This window comes from Bradyrhizobium sp. BR14999 (assembly GCF_056106085.1).
The window spans coordinates 4854291-4869262 of record NZ_CM148536.1; the positions used below are offsets into that span (position 1 = coordinate 4854291).

The window sequence follows — 14972 nt, forward strand, 5'->3', positions numbered from 1 at the left end:
GCTCCGCACTGCTTCGTCAGAACAAGTGCATCGCAGTTTCCGCATGCGTCGTTCATTTGAACGAAAAGAGCGCCAGAAGAGGCGCGGATACGGTGAACAACCACCAGCCTCCCGCGGCTACTGTACCGCCGGGCAGTTGACTTCACCGAGGATTGCATGACCGGAGCAGACAAAACGACTGTGGGTGCCGCCGATCCGTTCGCGGATTTCAGGAGGAGCCTCACGCGGAGCGACCTTCTGCCGTGGCTCGCGACCGATTTGATCGGGCACGATGCGGAGCTCGTCGGCCCGTTCGGGCCAAAGACCCTCGTCTATGCGGACTATGTCGCATCCGGTCGTGCCCTGTCGGTCGTCGAGAACTTCATTCTCGAAAAGGTTCTCCCCTATTACGCGAACAGTCATACGGAGGCCTCCTATTGCGGCGGAGCGATGACGAGACTGCGTCGCGCTGCCCGATCCGTCGTCGCCGCTTGCTGCGGCGCGGATGAGCGGTACGCGGTCATCTTCACCGGGTCGGGAGCGACGTCCGGCCTCAATCGGCTGGTGAATCTGTTCGCGGTGAAGACCAATTCCGGCGTCATTCCCCGCGTGATCATCGGGCCCTACGAGCACCACTCGAACATCTTGCCCTGGCGCGAAAGCGGCGCCGAGATCATCGAGATCGAAGAGGCGCCCGCGGGCGGTCCCGATCTCGTCCAGTTCGACGCCGCGCTCGAAGGAGCGGCAGGCCGCCCGATCGTCTGTGCATTTTCCGCCGCATCCAACGTTACGGGCATTACGTCCGACGTCGTCGAGATTACGCGAAGAGCAAAACGGGCGGGCGCGAAGATCATTTGGGACTACGCTGGCGGCGGGCCCTACTTGCCGATCGCCATGCAGCCGGCGAGCGATGCGGAAATCGATGCGCTCGTCGTCTCTCCGCACAAATTCATAGGTGGGCCCGCTGCCTCGGGAGTCTTGATCGTCCGCATAGACGCCGTCCTTGCAAGCACACCGACTTGGCCGGGCGGCGGTACGGTGAAGTTCGTCACGCCAACGACGCACGATTACAGCGACAATCTGGAAGCGCGTGAAGAGAGCGGGACGCCGAACGTCGTCGGCGACATCAGGGTTGCATTGGCCTTCCTCGTGAAGGAAGCGATCGGCCAGGCTACCATGGACATGCTCAACACGGTCCTCAGGACCGGGGCCTTGGCCGCCTGGCGAGAGCTCGAGCGCATCGAGCTGCTGGGCAATCAGCAAGCTGCCGGCCTGCCAATCTTCTCGTTCAGGATCAAGGACGGGCAGGGCGGCTACATTCACCAGCAGCTCGTGACCCGACTTCTGAGCGACAGGTACGGCATTCAGGCGCGTGGCGGTTGCGCCTGCGCGGGGCCGTATGCGCATCGGTTGCTGTGCATCGATGATGCGGAATCCAGCGAGCTGCGGGCGGCTATCGCCGACGGCGACGAGGTGCGGAAGCCGGGATTCACCCGTCTCAATTTCAGCGTTCTGCTCTCCGACGAGAAGGTCGAGTTCATCTTGAAGTCCGTCGCCGAGCTCTCTCAGAACGCAACGCTTTATTCGAGCAACTATACCGTCGATGCGAGCAGGGCGATCTTCAGTCCCCGCGCGAGCGTCGATCCGCAAGCCTGGGTGTTGCCGGAGGCGGTGTAGCGATAGTCGGTCTTCGCGGGCCGTTGCGAAAAGAGGACGTAGGAAGGACAGATGCCCGTTTCCGAACCCGGAAAGACCGATGTGCGAGGGTTCTTCGACCCGCGCACGTGGAGTATCCAGTACGTGGTCGCCGATCCCGCCACGCGGGAGTGCGCGATCATCGATCCCGTGCTGGACTACGACGAGAAGTCGGGCTCGACCGGGACGCTCAACGCGGACAAGATCCTGTCCTATGTGGCCGAGCGCAATCTGAAGGTCGCCTACATCCTCGATACCCATCCGCACGCCGATCATTTCTCGGCAGCGCAATATCTCAAGAGAAAGACCGGCGCACCGACGGCGATAGGCAAGCACGTCATCGAGGTGCAGAAGCTCTGGAGGGATATCTACAATTCGGCCGGTCTCCTCACCGACGGATCGCAATGGGATCATCTGTTCGCCGATGGCGAGCGCTTCTCTGTGGGCTCGATGGAAGCGCGGGTGTTGTTCTCGCCCGGGCATACCCTCGCGTCGATAACCTACATCATCGGGGACGCCGCGTTCGTGCATGACACGATGTTCATGCCCGACAGCGGAACGGCACGCGCTGACTTTCCGGGCGGAAGTGCATCGCAACTCTGGACGTCGATCCAGAAGATTCTCGAACTGCCCAACGCCACCCGTGTCTTCACCGGCCAGGATTATCAGCCGGGCGGGCGCGAGCCGCGCTGGGAAAGCACGATCGGGGAGCAGAAGTCCCTCAATCCTCACCTGCATGGCCAAAGCCAGGACGAGTTCGTCGCGATGCGAGAGGCGAGGGATCGGACGCTGCCGATGCCGAAGCTGATCCTTCACGCCTTGCAGGTCAACATCAACGGGGGCCAGTTGCCCACCCCCGAGCGGAATGGCCGGCGCTACCTCAAGATCCCGCTGAACGCGCTGGGAGATGCGGTATGGGGCTGACCTTGGAATCCTCGGGCGGTCATGGGATCGGCGCGCGCGTCTTGCGCAAGGAAGACGATCGCTATTTGCGCGGCCGCGGTCAGTATGTCGCGGACATCCGCTTGCCGAGAATGCAGGACGTGGCTTTCGTCCGGAGTCCGGTTGCGCATGCCCGCATCCGGGGGATTTCCGTTCCCGAGGAATACCGCGACTTTGTCTTCTCGGCGTCCGACCTAGCCGACGTGAAGCCGATCCGTGCGGTCACGGCACTGCCGGGCTTCAAGGTGTCCGAACAGCCCGTGCTCGCGAGCGGCAAGGTGCGCTATGTCGGCGAGCTCGTGGCCATGTGCGTCGCGCCAACCCGTGCCGAGGCCGAAGATATCGCCGCGCAGGTGACGCTGGACCTCGAAGAGCTCCCGGCCGTGTACGACATGCTGCAGGCTTGCGACCCGGGCTCGCCGCTCGTTCACGAGCAATGGGGCGATAACATCTTCCTGGAGTCCAAGTACGAGAGGGATGTCGAGGCGGCATTCGACGCTCCGGTCAAGGTGACGCGGGAAATTTCGACGTCCCGGCAGTGCATGGCGCCGATGGAAGGCCGCGGCGTGGTCGCGACGTTCGACCACAGGTTCGAGCAACTCACGCTCCATACCGCGACGCAGATGCCGCACATCGTGCGCAGCGGCGTTTCGGATTGTCTCGGGCTGGAGCACGGCAAGATCCGGATCGTATCGCCCGATGTTGGCGGCGGCTTCGGCTACAAGGGCATTTTGTCGCCGGAGGAAGTATGCCTCGGCTGGCTGGCGATGCGATGCGGTCATCCCGTTCGCTGGATCGAGGATCGACGGGAGCATCTCGTCGCGAACGCCAATTGCCGCGAGCACCATTACAAGATCACGGTCTACGCCGATCGCGACGGCATGCTGCGCGGCATAGATTGCGATGCTCACGTGGATTCCGGGGCCTATTCATCGTACCCGTTTTCGGCATGCCTGGAATCGGGGCAGGTCGTGAGCATATTGCCCGGCCCGTACATCATGCCTTCTTATCGCTGCAGCGCGCGATCGGTCGCCACCAACAAATGTCCGATCCTGCCGTATCGCGGCGTCGCGCGCACCGGCGTTTGCTTCGCGCTCGAGATCATGTTGGACGCGATTGCCGCCGAGGCAGGACTCGAGCCTGGCGAAGTCCGGCTGCGGAATTTGGTCCGTCCCGACCAGATGCCGTTCGAGAACATCACCGGAAAGCACTTCGATAGCGGCGACTATCCCGAGGCGTTGCGCAGGGCGCTCGCCGCTATCGACGTCGCTGCCGTGCGCGAACGGCAGCGCAAGGGCGAAGCGGACGGTCGCCTGATCGGCGTCGGCATGGCGATCTACTGCGAGCAGGCCGCTCACGGCACCTCGGTCTATGCCGGTTGGGGCATTCCGATGGTGCCCGGACACGAGCAGGCCAATGTCAGGCTGACGCCGGACGGCGGGCTGGAGATCAAGGTGGGCGTGCACTCGCACGGACAGGGCATGGAGACGACCCTGTCGCAGGTGGCCCATGAGGTGCTTGGCATCGATCTGGCGAGGATCAAGCTGGTGCACGGCGACACGGCCTTCACGCCCTACTCGACCGGCACTTGGGGTTCACGCTCGATGGTGATGGCCGGAGGCGCTGTGTCGTGCGCATGCAGCAAACTCGGCGAACGGATGCGGAAGATCGGGGCCAAGCTACTACAGCTTGATCCGTCGGACGTCCGGCTGAGTGCTGGAAAGGTCGAGGGTGCAAGCGGAAGCGTCACGATCGACGAGATCGCCAAGACTTGGTATCGGCGACCGCAGGACTTGCCGGCAGACGTCGATCCGGCTGGTCTGGAGACGACGGCCGGATACAAGCCACAACGCGACACCGGCGTGTTCAGCTATGCAGCGCACGCGGTGACGGTCGCGGTCGATCCGGAGCTCGGGAACGTGAAGATCCTGGACTACGTGGTCGTTGAGGACGGCGGTGTGCTCGTCAATCCGATGGTCGTCGATGGGCAGATCCTCGGCGGCCTCGCGCAGGGTATCGGAACGGCGCTTTACGAGGAGATGCCGTTCGATTCGGCTGCGCAGCCGCTTGCAACTACCCTTGCCGATTACCTGCTGCCGGGGGCAACGGAGATACCGGATCCAACACTCGAGCATATCGAGACACCCTCGCCATACACCTTGTTCGGCGCAAAGGGCATCGGCGAGGGCGGTGCGATCGCGCCGCCGGCTGCCATCGCCAACGCGATCAACGACGCGCTGCGGCCGCTGGGCGCAGAGCTGCTGCGCAGTCCGATGTCGCCGCGCCGCGTCATCGAAAGCATTCTTGCTGCACGGGCTCGGAGCGCCACATGAAACCGGCTTCCTTCAGCTATGAGCGTCCCGCAAATGTCGCATCCGCGCTCGAGGTGCTCGGATCGGCCAGCGGAATGGTCAAGGTCATGGCTGGCGGGCAATCGCTCGGGCCGATGCTGAATCTTCGGCTCGCGGCGCCCGATCTCATCATGGACATCGCTGGGTTGAGCGAGCTCAAGCATGCGGCGACCGATAAAGGCGAACTCGTCATCGGGGCGTGCGTCACCCATGCCGATATCGAAGATGGACGTATCCCCGACGTCACGCGCGGCGCGATGAGCCGGGTCGCTGCGGCGATCGCCTATCGCGCGGTGCGCAACCGCGGCACCATCGGTGGCTCGCTTGCACATGCCGATCCGTCGGCGGATTGGATCTCGGCGCTGCTCGCTTTGGGAGCAAAGGCGGTTCTGCGAAGCAGCAAGGGCTCGCGCAAAATTGCCATGTCCGACTTCGTGGTCGGCGCGCTCGAAACGACCCTGCAACCCGGCGAGCTGATAGAGCAGATCCGCGTGCCCGCGACGAGTCCATCTTCCCGTTGGGCTTATGTCAAAGCGTGTCGCAAGACCGGCGAATTTGCGCATGCGATCGGCTCGGTGCTGATCGAGCCGGAAGCGGGGACGGCCAGGATCGTCATTGGCGCCACCGAGACCGCTCCGATGCTCGTGAAGGACGCTGCCGAACTCTTCGGTGGACGCATCACCGGCGAGTTCAAGGCACAGTTCGACGTCCGGGTCGCGGACCGTCTCCTGCTTCAGGCCGGCATGTCGGATCCCTGTGACCGGCAGGTCCATCTTACGGTGCTGCGCCGCGCCGTCATGGAGGCTGCCGCATGACCAATCTCTCGCTGACGGTCAACGGACGCGCCGTCGAAGCCGCCATCGAAGCACGCACCAATCTTGCGGATTTCGTCCGCGAAAAGCTCGACCTGACCGGAACCCACACCGGTTGCGAGCATGGCGTCTGCGGCGCATGCACCATGATCGTCGATGGCATGCCGGTGCGATCATGCATCACTTTCGCGGTCGCCTGCGGCCGCGCCAGCATTACGACCATCGAAGGCCTGGACGAAGACGAGATTGCCGCCGAACTCCGTACAGCCTTCAGTCGCGAGCATGCGCTGCAATGCGGCTATTGCACGCCCGGCATGCTCGTTTCGGCGCGAGACCTCGTGCTGCGGTTGCCGGACGCGGACGAGGAGCAAATCCGCATTGGGATGAGCGGCAATCTGTGCCGATGCACCGGCTATGTCGGGATCGTGCGAGCTGTACGCGCGGTGATCGCGAGCCGCCGCGAACGTGGTATCGCGCCCGTCCCGGGCGCCGGCCGCGAGCAGCTTGGACCCGCCGGTGCCGGTCACGAATCCGGTGCGAGCGTCTCCGACCGGAAATCGAAGCGCGCGAAGGCGTCGGTGACGCCGGCGAAAATCGAGATCCCGGATTTCGCGCCGACGGTCGTCTTTGAGCAGCGTTTCGATGTCGCCCACGCACCTGACCGCGTGTTCGATTTCTTCGGTGACGTTGCGGCGGTCGCGAGCTGCCTGCCTGGTGCCGTGCTCAACGAGGATGCTACGCCCGAGCACGTCAATGGCGCGTTTCGGGTCAAGATCGGACCGATCACCGCATCGTTCAACGGTAGCGCGCGAATCGAACGCGATATCGAATCGCGGTCCGGCCGCATCGTGGGCGTGGGAGCGGATCAGCGCTCTCGATCTTCCACGCAAGGCGAGATTCGCTATCGCGTGGTTTCTCTCGACGACGCGGCCAAGACGCGCGTCGAGCTTACGATCGGATACAGCCTGAAAGGCATGCTCGCCCAGGTCGGTCGTCCCGGACTGGTGCGCGACCTCGCCAGCCGATTGATTTCCGAGTTCGCCGGCAACGTCAATCGACATCTTGCGGGCGCGCCTGCCGCGGCAGACCCGCGAATGGCGTCGAGCTTGAATGCCTTTTCCCTGATCCTGGGTCTCGTGAGCTCGCAAGCGAAGCGTCTGCTTCGACGGTTGACGGGAGGCGATTAGAACTTTCTGGAGTGCGGTCTCCATTCGCCGGGGGGAGTCCGAAGTGTGTAACCACAGTAAGACTGGAGAGCGGAATGAAACGTACTACAATGTTTGCGATCGCAATTGCGCTTGTTTGCGCTCATGGCGCCGCCCTTGCGCAGACGATTAAGATAGGCGTCAACCAGCCGTTGACCGGTGCGTTTGCCGCGTCCGGCAATTTCGTTGTCGGCGGAGCGCGGATCGCTGCCGACGAAATCAACGCCAAGGGCGGCGTTCTCGGAAAAAAGATCGAGCTGGTCATCGAGGACAACAAGAGCAATCCGACGGAAGCCGCAGCCGTCGCTGAGAAGCTCATCACGAGCGACAAGACGCCGGTTCTGATGGGCGCGTGGGGCTCCAATCTCACTCTCGCGGTGATGCCCAAGCTGGTCGAATACGCGATCCCAATGATCGTCGAGACTTCCTCGGCCGCCAAGATTACGACGCAGGGAAATCCCTACGTCTTCCGGATTTCGGCGCCCGCCGCGGTGGAGGCCGACGCCTTGGGCAAGCTCGTCGGAAAGCTCGGCATCAAGAAAGCGGACTTCCTTGCCATCAATAACGATTGGGGCCGCAACACGGTTGATGAATTCGGCAAGATGTTCGGCAATAACGGCGTGCAGGTCGGAACTGTCCAGTTCATGGATCAGTCGGCGCAGGACATGAGTGCCCAACTTGCCAAGCTGAAGGACACGGACGCCGACACGCTGATCGTCACCGCTGCGGTGGACCAGCTGACTCTGATCTTCAAGCAGGCTGCGGCCCTTGGAATGAAGAAGCGGATTATCACGACGGGCGGTGCGCAGAATCCCGATCAGCTCATTCAGCAGGCAGGCGCCGCTGCGAACGACACGATGCATCTGGCGACGTTCGTGCCCTGGTTTCCGGAGGAGACTCCGAATCCCGAAGGCACCAAATACCTGGTTGGCGAGTGGCAAAAGCGCGGCTTCACGCCGGCTGGCGTCGCCGAGGGATTCCGCGGCTATGACGGGATCCGCACCGCGGTAGCCGCGATCGAGAAGGCCGGAACGACCGAACCTGCCCCGATCACCAAGGCGCTGTGGCAAGTCAAGGTTCAGGGCCTGAACGGGGACATCAGCTTCGAGAAGGTCGGACCAGCCGGCCGGGAAAGCGGACAAAGCACGCCGCGGGTGTTCCTGCTCCAGATCGCCGACGGGAAGATCACGGTGCCGGCCCTCTAATTCGCAATGGATGACGAACGTTCTCGCACGAGGTGCGACTGACGCCACGCGTGTCGCTTGCAGAGTGGTGAGTCCGCTCTGCAAGGGGGCAGTCGTAACGGTGCGAGGCTCATGCTTCAATGCGGAGAAGGATATGGATGAACTTGCGCAACATCTCGTAAACGCCGTCTTGATCGGTGGTGCCTATGCCTTGCTCGGCATCGGCCTCACCCTGATCTTCGGCATCATGAATGTGGTCAACTTCGCGCACGGCGTCCTGTACATGTTCGGCGCGTACGTGATGTACATGGTTACGCAGCAATTCGGCGTGAGCTTCTTCATGGGCCTTCCGTTCGCCGTCGTGGCCGGATGGCTTCTCGGAGCTCTGATTGAGCTCACCTTACTGCGTCCATTGCGAGGGTCCGACGTCGACACGACCATGCTCGTCATGATCGGCGCCTGGATAGCCATGCAGGCAGGTGCGCTGTGGATCTGGGGCGGGGTCGCGAAGTCGGTGGCGCCTCCGTTCTCTGACAAGCCGCTGGTGCTCGGCCCGGTCTCCGTTTCCTGGTTGTGGCTGTTCGTCCTGGCCGCAGTCGTCGTCCTGATCGGCGGGACATATTTCGTGATAGATCGAACGAAGCTCGGTCGCGCGATGCGTGCCACCTTTCAAGATGAGAGCACGGCGGCTCTGATGGGGGTCAACGTCAATCTTATCTACACCTCGACCTTTGCGATCGGATCGAGCCTAGCCGCCGCGGCCGGCGCGCTGCTCGGACCGGTCTACGTCATATTCCCGCAAATGGGGGATCTTGCCGTCGCCAAGTCGTTCGCCGTCGTCATTCTCGGCGGGCTCGGCAGCATCAGCGGCGCGGTGATCGGCGGCTTCGCGCTGGCCCTCGCGGAAGAGCTCGGTGCCGGCTACGTCTCGTCGGGATATCGGGACGCCATGGGTTTTCTCATCATCATCGCCGTTCTGCTGTTCAAGCCGACGGGACTGTTCGCCAGAGTGGAGCGCGTCGGATGAACAGGTTCACGGTATTCGTCGTCGGGGTGCTGGTGTTCGCATCGATCCCGCTTTGGCTCAGCGATCCATATCTGCTGAACACGCTGGTCACGACCGGCATCTTCATCATTGCCGCCATGAGCTTCAACCTGCTATTGGGCTACACGGGGCAGCTCAGTCTTGGCCATACGGCGTTCTTCGGCATCGGAGCCTATGTCAGCGCGCTGACATCGCTGGGGTTCGACGTCGGCTTGCCCGGCGGGTTTCGTATCGTTCACGAGCCGTGGCCTGCCGTGACGGGTTTTGCTCTTGCGGTCGTCGCAACGGCATTGTGCGGCTATTTCGTCGGACGACTGTCGTTCCGCGTGCGTGGGGCTTATTTCGTCATCGTAAGCATTTCGTTCGCGGAGGTGATGCGGCTCATCGCCCTGAACTGGGTTGAACTCACTCAGGGACCGCTTGCCCTGACGGGCATTCCGTTCTTTACGCTGGAATTGCCGGGCGTGGGCAGCTTCGCGCTGCGGACCAAGAGCCAGAACTTCTACGTCGTGCTTGCGATCGGAGCCGCGGCCTATCTGTTGATCTCGCGACTGGTCCATTCTCCGTTTGGCCGAGCGATGCGGGCGCTGAAGGAAAACGAGACGCTCGCCGTTTCGGCGGGGGTCGATGTTACGCGTACGCTGACGCTCGCGACCGTCATCTCCGCGGCTATCGCGGGCGCGGCCGGCAGTCTCTATGCCCATTACATCCGGATCATCGATCCCGAAGTGTTCATGTTCCTCAACACCGTGACAATGGTCATCATGGTCGTCAGCGGCGGCAAGGGCTCTCTGGCGGGACCGGTGGTCGGTGGATTGATATTCGGGCTGTTGCCGGTGGCGTTGCGTCCGATCATGGCGCCTGAGGCGCAGTGGATCACCTACGGTGTCGTGCTGATCGTGATCCTGTTCGTGCTGCCGCGCGGCATCGTCCCCTCGCTCGCCGAGCGCTTTCGCGGCCGCGTAGGAAAGCCCACTGCGGTAGGTCTATTCCAGCGGAACGCCGAGGAGCGTGCGTGATCATGACAACTCCGGCACTTTCAATCGAGCATGTCGGCGTGCAGTTCGGCGGCCTGACGGCACTCTCGGACCTCAATTTCAGCGTGGGCGAAGGCGAGATCGTTAGCCTGATTGGACCCAACGGGGCCGGCAAGACCACCGCGTTCAACATCATGACCGGGTTCCTCACGCCTACGCGAGGACAAGTGCGCTATCGCGGCGCCGTACTTGCCGGATTGAAGCCGCATCAGATCGCGCATCTTGGCCTGATCCGCACGTTCCAGCGGACGAGCGTCTTTCCGAATGACACGGTCTTCGAGAATGTGCTGATTGGCCTGCATCGGCGGAATGCGGTCTCGCTGCCCGCCTCCATCTTCGGCTTGCCGGGCGCGCAATTGTCCGAGCGAGCGCTACGGGAGCAGGCGGACGAGATCATCGAGTGGGTGGGGCTGAGCGCGAGGCGCGACGACTTGGCTGGGTCCCTGTCCTATGGCGAGCAGCGATTGGTCGGTGTCGCCTTCGCGCTCGCGGCGGAGCCATCGATGCTGCTGCTCGATGAGCCCGTGTCGGGCATGAATGCGTCTGAAACCCATGCGTTCGTGCAATTGATCCGCAGCATTCGCGAGCGGGGAACGACGGTACTGCTCGTCGAGCACGACATGCCGATGGTCATGAGCGTTTCGGATCGCATCGTCGTGCTGAACTACGGGCGTATCATCGCCGAAGGAGGTCCAGATTTCATCCGAAACAATCCGGACGTGATCGAAGCGTATCTCGGAAAGGGCGTGCGGCATGCTTAAGATCAGCGACATGGTCTGCTGCTACGGCCATGTGACGGCTCTCAAAGGAATCTCGCTTGAGGTCGCGGCCGGACAGCTGGTGGCGCTGATCGGTGCCAATGGGGCTGGCAAGAGCACAACACTGCGTGCAGTTTCGGGCCTGATGACACCCAGTTCCGGCGCGATGACCTTCGACGGGCAGGACATCACGCGCGTCGGAGCCAGGCAGGTGCTCAAGCGCGGCATCGCTCACTGCCCGGAGGGCAGACGCGTGTTTCCGCAAATGAGCGTTGAGGAAAATCTCGAAATGGGCGCCTATCTCCGTTCGGACGGTGCGGGTGTCAGATCGGACGCCGAACGCATCTATGGCATGTTCCCGCGCCTTGCGGAGCGGCGGCGGCAGGTGGCCGGCACGCTCTCCGGCGGCGAGCAGCAGATGCTGGCGATCGGCCGGGCGTTGATGTCGCGGCCCCGACTTGTCTTGTTTGACGAGCCGTCGCTCGGGCTCGCTCCCAATATCGTCGAACAGACATTCGACATTATCCGGGAGATCAGGAAGGCAGGCACTACCGTGCTCCTCGTCGAGCAGAACGCATTCGCGGCGCTCGAGATGTGCGACTACGCGTACCTGCTGGAATCCGGTCGAGTGGTGCTGTCCGGATCCGGTGCCGAACTGATCAAGAACGACCATGTTCGCAAGGCCTATCTTGGTGCCTAGATATGATCCGGAAAAGCGCGAAGCGTTCTTTCCGGAAGGGGGCGTGCTCGAACAATGAAGTGCGAGCATGATACGCTTCCACCTGATCGTATCTTGATCCAGGAGGCGTCGAGCGAGCTGACCATGTGAGACGACCGAAATGGATGACGGGCTGATCAAGCTTGACAAGATCGATCTGAAGATTCTCTCGCGTCTTCAGAACGACGGCACGCTGTCGCAGCGGGATCTCGCCGACCGGGTCGGACTGTCGCTCAACGCCTGCTGGAGACGGCTACAGAGACTGAACAGCACCGGCATCATCCTCGGCACGAGCAGTCAAATCGATCTGGCGGCGCTCGGGATTGACCTGACGATCTTTGTGATGATCAGAACGCGACATCACACCAAGGAATGGACAGATCGATTTCGGAAGTATGTCGAGCGGCAGCCGGAGGTGATCGACTTCCATCGTATAGGCGGCGACTGGGACTATATGATCAAGGTCGCGGCCAATGGGATCAGCGGCTACGACAATTTCTATCAGCGTTTGATAACGAGTTTCGACTTCGACCGCATAACCGGTCTGTTCTCGATGGAAGCCATCGTCAACAATCGCGCCATTGATCTGGTGCGGTTGACCGCGTCCAGCGTCAGGGCAGTCCCCAAACGTGCGCTGATCGAAATATCTGACCACGAGCCCACGCTCAATGGCCGAGAGCTAGTGTAGGTAACGAAGCCATAGCGATCCAGAACGCGATACATCGTATCTATCTCGGCCGCGCGCGCCATAGACGTTCATAACCGGGACCACGGCGCAGATCATGATCGACTTGGCCGATGTGATGCTGCCAGGAAGCGCAAAGAGCCAAGCGACTGGTCGCCTGACAAGGATGTTGGTGAACGTCGTGGTGTTCGAAGACGAACCACAGTTTCCTAATCATTGACGGTACCGGAAGCAGAGCATGAGCGGCGGTCGTTATGGCGAAGCACGTGCGCCCACTTAATCGATTGATTCCGATAGTTGCCGAAGCAGGGATTCTTCCGAGCGGCAAGAATTTTCCTGTGAATTCAAGATCAAAAGGATCGGGCGGGTATCCCGGCGGGATTTGTCCGTCAGCGATGAGAAATTGTGCTTGCAGATCAACGCGGAAACGGCGTCATGAATGATTGAGTGGGAGTAGGGCTAGCGGTGGCCTTCGCGTAGTTTGGCGTATTTCGGGGCGCGTTCTCGTTCTCTTTCTTCGACGTCGAGGTGGTCGGCCGGAGTTGCATGCTTCGATTTAATCCGGCCGAAGCCGATATCCCAGTGTTCTTACGCAGACGGCGTACTGCTGGGCATTTTAGCGTGCAGAAAGGCGAGCGCGTCTTCATCGCGAACTCGATCTACTCACAGACATCGCGCTAGCTTTGGACAAGGCGTAGCCGCATTCGTTGCGTCCAAGTGCCTCAGATGCGAAACCTAGCCTGTCAGACTGGTCTTTTTGCTCATCGACCAGGAGTTTCCTCGGATATGTCGAGGACGACGTTTCCTACGACATCTCCGCGTTCTATCATGTCGTGGGCTTCGGCGATCGCTTCGAGTGGCAAGCGGCGCGCTATGGCGTGGACCAACCGTCGTTCGCTCAGGATCTTGGTCAATTCGGCGACGCCGGCCAGTCGATCTGCGTCAGAAATATCATAGATCAGGAACAGGCGCAGCGTGATCGAGTTCTGCATCAGCCAGAGGCTGGGCAGAGCCGACTCGTTGGCCGACATGCCATACACCACGACCGTGCCGTGTGGACGAAGCAGGAGGGGATACAGCTTCGCGTTCGACGTCAGGTCGAGCTCAATGATTGTGTCGACGCCGCGCCCCTGGGTGATGTCTCTGACGCGCGCGCCGACATCCTCGGTCCTGTAGTTGACGACGTGATCCGCCCCGACGCGTCTGGCATGCTGCGCCTTGGCGTCCCCGCTGACCGTTGTGATGACCGTGGCGCCGCGCAGCTTGGCTAACTGGATAGCATAGTGGGCGACCGATCCCGCGCCGCCGGCGACCAGCACGGTCGCGTGTTGGTCGATGTTGGCAAGGCGAACGGCCTGGACCGCGGTCAGGGCAGGGATGCCGAGGCAGGCACCCTCGTCGTAGCCGACATTGGCCGGTAGCTGCACCGCCTGCGCGCTCGGCAGCACGATGTATTGGGCCGCGGTGCCGTGCGGACGCTTCCATTGGCCGTTCCAGACCCAGACGCGTTCGCCGACGCGATCGGCAACGCCGGGACCGACGGCGTCGATATCCCCGGCGCCGTCGCTGTGCGGAATCACCAGCGGCGCGGCGAGCCCCCGGCCAAATCCGCCACGGCGAACCTTCCAGTCGGAAGGGTTCACGCCAGAGATCCGCAGCTTGACGCGGACTTCTCCCGGTCCCGGTGCTGGGGTCGGCTGTTCGCCGATCTGCAGGACCTCATGCGCCGGACCCTGCCGTGTATAGAATGCTGCGCGCATCGCTAGTGCCTTTCAGTTGGATGATTCAAAGGTGAAAGCACGCCTCATTGCGCCGTCGCGCCGCCGTCGACTTTGAGGCTGGTGCCGGTGACGAGCCGGGCGGCGGGTGAGGCGAGGTAGACGACCGCTTCGGCGACGTCCTTTGGCGCGGCGATCCGCTTCAGCGGAATGGTGTCCATCGCAAACTGGCGATACGACGCATCTTGCAGGAATGGCGCAGTCATCGATGTCTCGACAATGGTCGAGGCGACGGCATTGACCCGGATGTCATGTGCGGCGAGCTCGATGGCCATCGCCTTGGTCAAGCCTTCGATGGCATGCTTGGTCATGCAATAGACACTGCGTTTGGCGGCTCCGACGTGACCCATCTGAGACGAGATGTGGATGATCGCGCCACCGCGTCGCCGTGCAATCATGGACCTGGCGACCGCCTGCGAAGTCTTGAACGCCGAGCGGACGTTGAGCATGAGGAGCAGGTCGAGTGTCGCATCGTCGACTTCGTCGATGGCCTGAAGCCGATTGGTACCGGCATTGTTGACGAGTACGTCGATGTTGGAGTTCGACTCCAGCTCGCGCCAGAACGCCTGCTCGGTGACATCGGCCTGTCGGGTCTCGAGCCGGGGGCCTGCTTCCTCCTTGAGATCGTCAAGGTCGCGCCGGGTCCGGGCAACGGCCACGACGCGGGCGCCGGCCTGCGCGCTGGACAGCGCGCAGGCGCGGCCGATGCCGCGGCCGGCGCCGTTACCAGCACAGTCAGGCCATTGAGTGGTGATGCACGGTCCATCACAGGTCTCCATGATT

General features: G+C 62.2%; 13 protein-coding genes. 11 read left to right on the plus strand and 2 right to left on the minus strand.

Translation table 11 applies throughout. From position 1 onward, the window contains the following. Window positions 1-156: 156 nt before the first annotated feature. From ACR9YP_RS22540 to ACR9YP_RS22590, 11 genes are all read left to right on the plus strand, one after another. On the plus strand, window positions 157-1656 hold the full coding sequence (locus ACR9YP_RS22540; protein WP_474217099.1) for an aminotransferase class V-fold PLP-dependent enzyme: 1500 nt from the start codon (window positions 157-159) through the stop codon (window positions 1654-1656). A 51-nt stretch (window positions 1657-1707) separates the two neighbouring features. Then, window positions 1708-2598 carry an MBL fold metallo-hydrolase gene (locus tag ACR9YP_RS22545; protein WP_438107865.1) on the plus strand — a complete coding sequence of 297 codons (891 nt, stop codon included), beginning with the start codon at window positions 1708-1710 and terminating at the stop codon, window positions 2596-2598. Further along, the gene (locus ACR9YP_RS22550) at window positions 2589-4949 is read left to right on the plus strand and encodes a xanthine dehydrogenase family protein molybdopterin-binding subunit (protein ID WP_474217100.1); all 2361 of its coding nucleotides are present in this window, start codon (window positions 2589-2591) and stop codon (window positions 4947-4949) included. Before ACR9YP_RS22545 ends, ACR9YP_RS22550 begins: the two co-directional genes overlap by 10 nt. Further along, window positions 4946-5782, plus strand: coding sequence for an FAD binding domain-containing protein (locus ACR9YP_RS22555; RefSeq protein ID WP_474217101.1), 837 nt, complete (start codon window positions 4946-4948; stop codon window positions 5780-5782). The genes ACR9YP_RS22550 and ACR9YP_RS22555 overlap by 4 nt, the downstream gene beginning before the upstream one ends. Continuing rightward, window positions 5779-6966, plus strand: coding sequence for a xanthine dehydrogenase family Fe-S subunit (locus ACR9YP_RS22560; RefSeq protein WP_474217102.1), 1188 nt, complete (start codon window positions 5779-5781; stop codon window positions 6964-6966). The genes ACR9YP_RS22555 and ACR9YP_RS22560 overlap by 4 nt, the downstream gene beginning before the upstream one ends. Window positions 6967-7040: 74 nt before the next feature. Continuing rightward, the gene (locus ACR9YP_RS22565; RefSeq protein WP_474217103.1) at window positions 7041-8189 is read left to right on the plus strand and encodes an ABC transporter substrate-binding protein; all 1149 of its coding nucleotides are present in this window, start codon (window positions 7041-7043) and stop codon (window positions 8187-8189) included. A 133-nt stretch (window positions 8190-8322) separates the two neighbouring features. Continuing rightward, window positions 8323-9195: a branched-chain amino acid ABC transporter permease gene (locus ACR9YP_RS22570; RefSeq protein ID WP_438107868.1), complete on the plus strand. Its 873-nt coding sequence runs from the start codon at window positions 8323-8325 to the stop codon at window positions 9193-9195. Continuing rightward, window positions 9192-10232 (plus strand): branched-chain amino acid ABC transporter permease, encoded by a 1041-nt coding sequence (locus ACR9YP_RS22575; protein ID WP_438107869.1) that lies wholly within the window; start codon window positions 9192-9194, stop codon window positions 10230-10232. Before ACR9YP_RS22570 ends, ACR9YP_RS22575 begins: the two co-directional genes overlap by 4 nt. A gap of 2 nt (window positions 10233-10234) precedes the next feature. Then, window positions 10235-11011, plus strand: a complete 777-nt coding sequence (locus ACR9YP_RS22580) for an ABC transporter ATP-binding protein (RefSeq protein ID WP_438110713.1) — start codon at window positions 10235-10237, stop codon at window positions 11009-11011. Next, on the plus strand, window positions 11004-11708 hold the full coding sequence (locus tag ACR9YP_RS22585; protein WP_438107870.1) for an ABC transporter ATP-binding protein: 705 nt from the start codon (window positions 11004-11006) through the stop codon (window positions 11706-11708). Before ACR9YP_RS22580 ends, ACR9YP_RS22585 begins: the two co-directional genes overlap by 8 nt. 139 nt (window positions 11709-11847) lie before the next feature. Continuing rightward, complete coding sequence (locus ACR9YP_RS22590; protein WP_474217104.1) at window positions 11848-12414, plus strand: Lrp/AsnC family transcriptional regulator; 567 nt, start codon at window positions 11848-11850, stop codon at window positions 12412-12414. Between the two features lie 758 nt (window positions 12415-13172). Here the strand turns inward: ACR9YP_RS22590 and ACR9YP_RS22595 are convergent. Both ACR9YP_RS22595 and ACR9YP_RS22600 read right to left on the minus strand, forming a co-directional pair. Then, window positions 13173-14171, minus strand: coding sequence for an NADPH:quinone reductase (locus ACR9YP_RS22595; RefSeq protein ID WP_474217105.1), 999 nt, complete (start codon window positions 14169-14171; stop codon window positions 13173-13175). A gap of 44 nt (window positions 14172-14215) precedes the next feature. Continuing rightward, complete coding sequence (locus ACR9YP_RS22600; RefSeq protein ID WP_474217106.1) at window positions 14216-14968, minus strand: SDR family NAD(P)-dependent oxidoreductase; 753 nt, start codon at window positions 14966-14968, stop codon at window positions 14216-14218. Window positions 14969-14972: the final 4 nt, after the last annotated feature.

Bases quoted from the DNA above. Each gene is read 5' to 3' on its own strand.
- ACR9YP_RS22540 (WP_474217099.1), top strand. From the start codon at position 157: ATGACCGGAGCAGACAAAACGACTGTGGGTGCCGCCGATCCGTTCGCG.
- ACR9YP_RS22545 (WP_438107865.1), top strand. From the start codon at position 1,708: ATGCCCGTTTCCGAACCCGGAAAGACCGATGTGCGAGGGTTCTTCGAC.
- ACR9YP_RS22550 (WP_474217100.1), top strand. From the start codon at position 2,589: ATGGGGCTGACCTTGGAATCCTCGGGCGGTCATGGGATCGGCGCGCGC.
- ACR9YP_RS22555 (WP_474217101.1), top strand. From the start codon at position 4,946: ATGAAACCGGCTTCCTTCAGCTATGAGCGTCCCGCAAATGTCGCATCC.
- ACR9YP_RS22560 (WP_474217102.1), top strand. From the start codon at position 5,779: ATGACCAATCTCTCGCTGACGGTCAACGGACGCGCCGTCGAAGCCGCC.
- ACR9YP_RS22565 (WP_474217103.1), top strand. From the start codon at position 7,041: ATGAAACGTACTACAATGTTTGCGATCGCAATTGCGCTTGTTTGCGCT.
- ACR9YP_RS22570 (WP_438107868.1), top strand. From the start codon at position 8,323: ATGGATGAACTTGCGCAACATCTCGTAAACGCCGTCTTGATCGGTGGT.
- ACR9YP_RS22575 (WP_438107869.1), top strand. From the start codon at position 9,192: ATGAACAGGTTCACGGTATTCGTCGTCGGGGTGCTGGTGTTCGCATCG.
- ACR9YP_RS22580 (WP_438110713.1), top strand. From the start codon at position 10,235: ATGACAACTCCGGCACTTTCAATCGAGCATGTCGGCGTGCAGTTCGGC.
- ACR9YP_RS22585 (WP_438107870.1), top strand. From the start codon at position 11,004: ATGCTTAAGATCAGCGACATGGTCTGCTGCTACGGCCATGTGACGGCT.
- ACR9YP_RS22590 (WP_474217104.1), top strand. From the start codon at position 11,848: ATGGATGACGGGCTGATCAAGCTTGACAAGATCGATCTGAAGATTCTC.
- ACR9YP_RS22595 (WP_474217105.1), bottom strand. From the start codon at position 14,171: ATGCGCGCAGCATTCTATACACGGCAGGGTCCGGCGCATGAGGTCCTG.
- ACR9YP_RS22600 (WP_474217106.1), bottom strand. From the start codon at position 14,968: ATGGAGACCTGTGATGGACCGTGCATCACCACTCAATGGCCTGACTGT.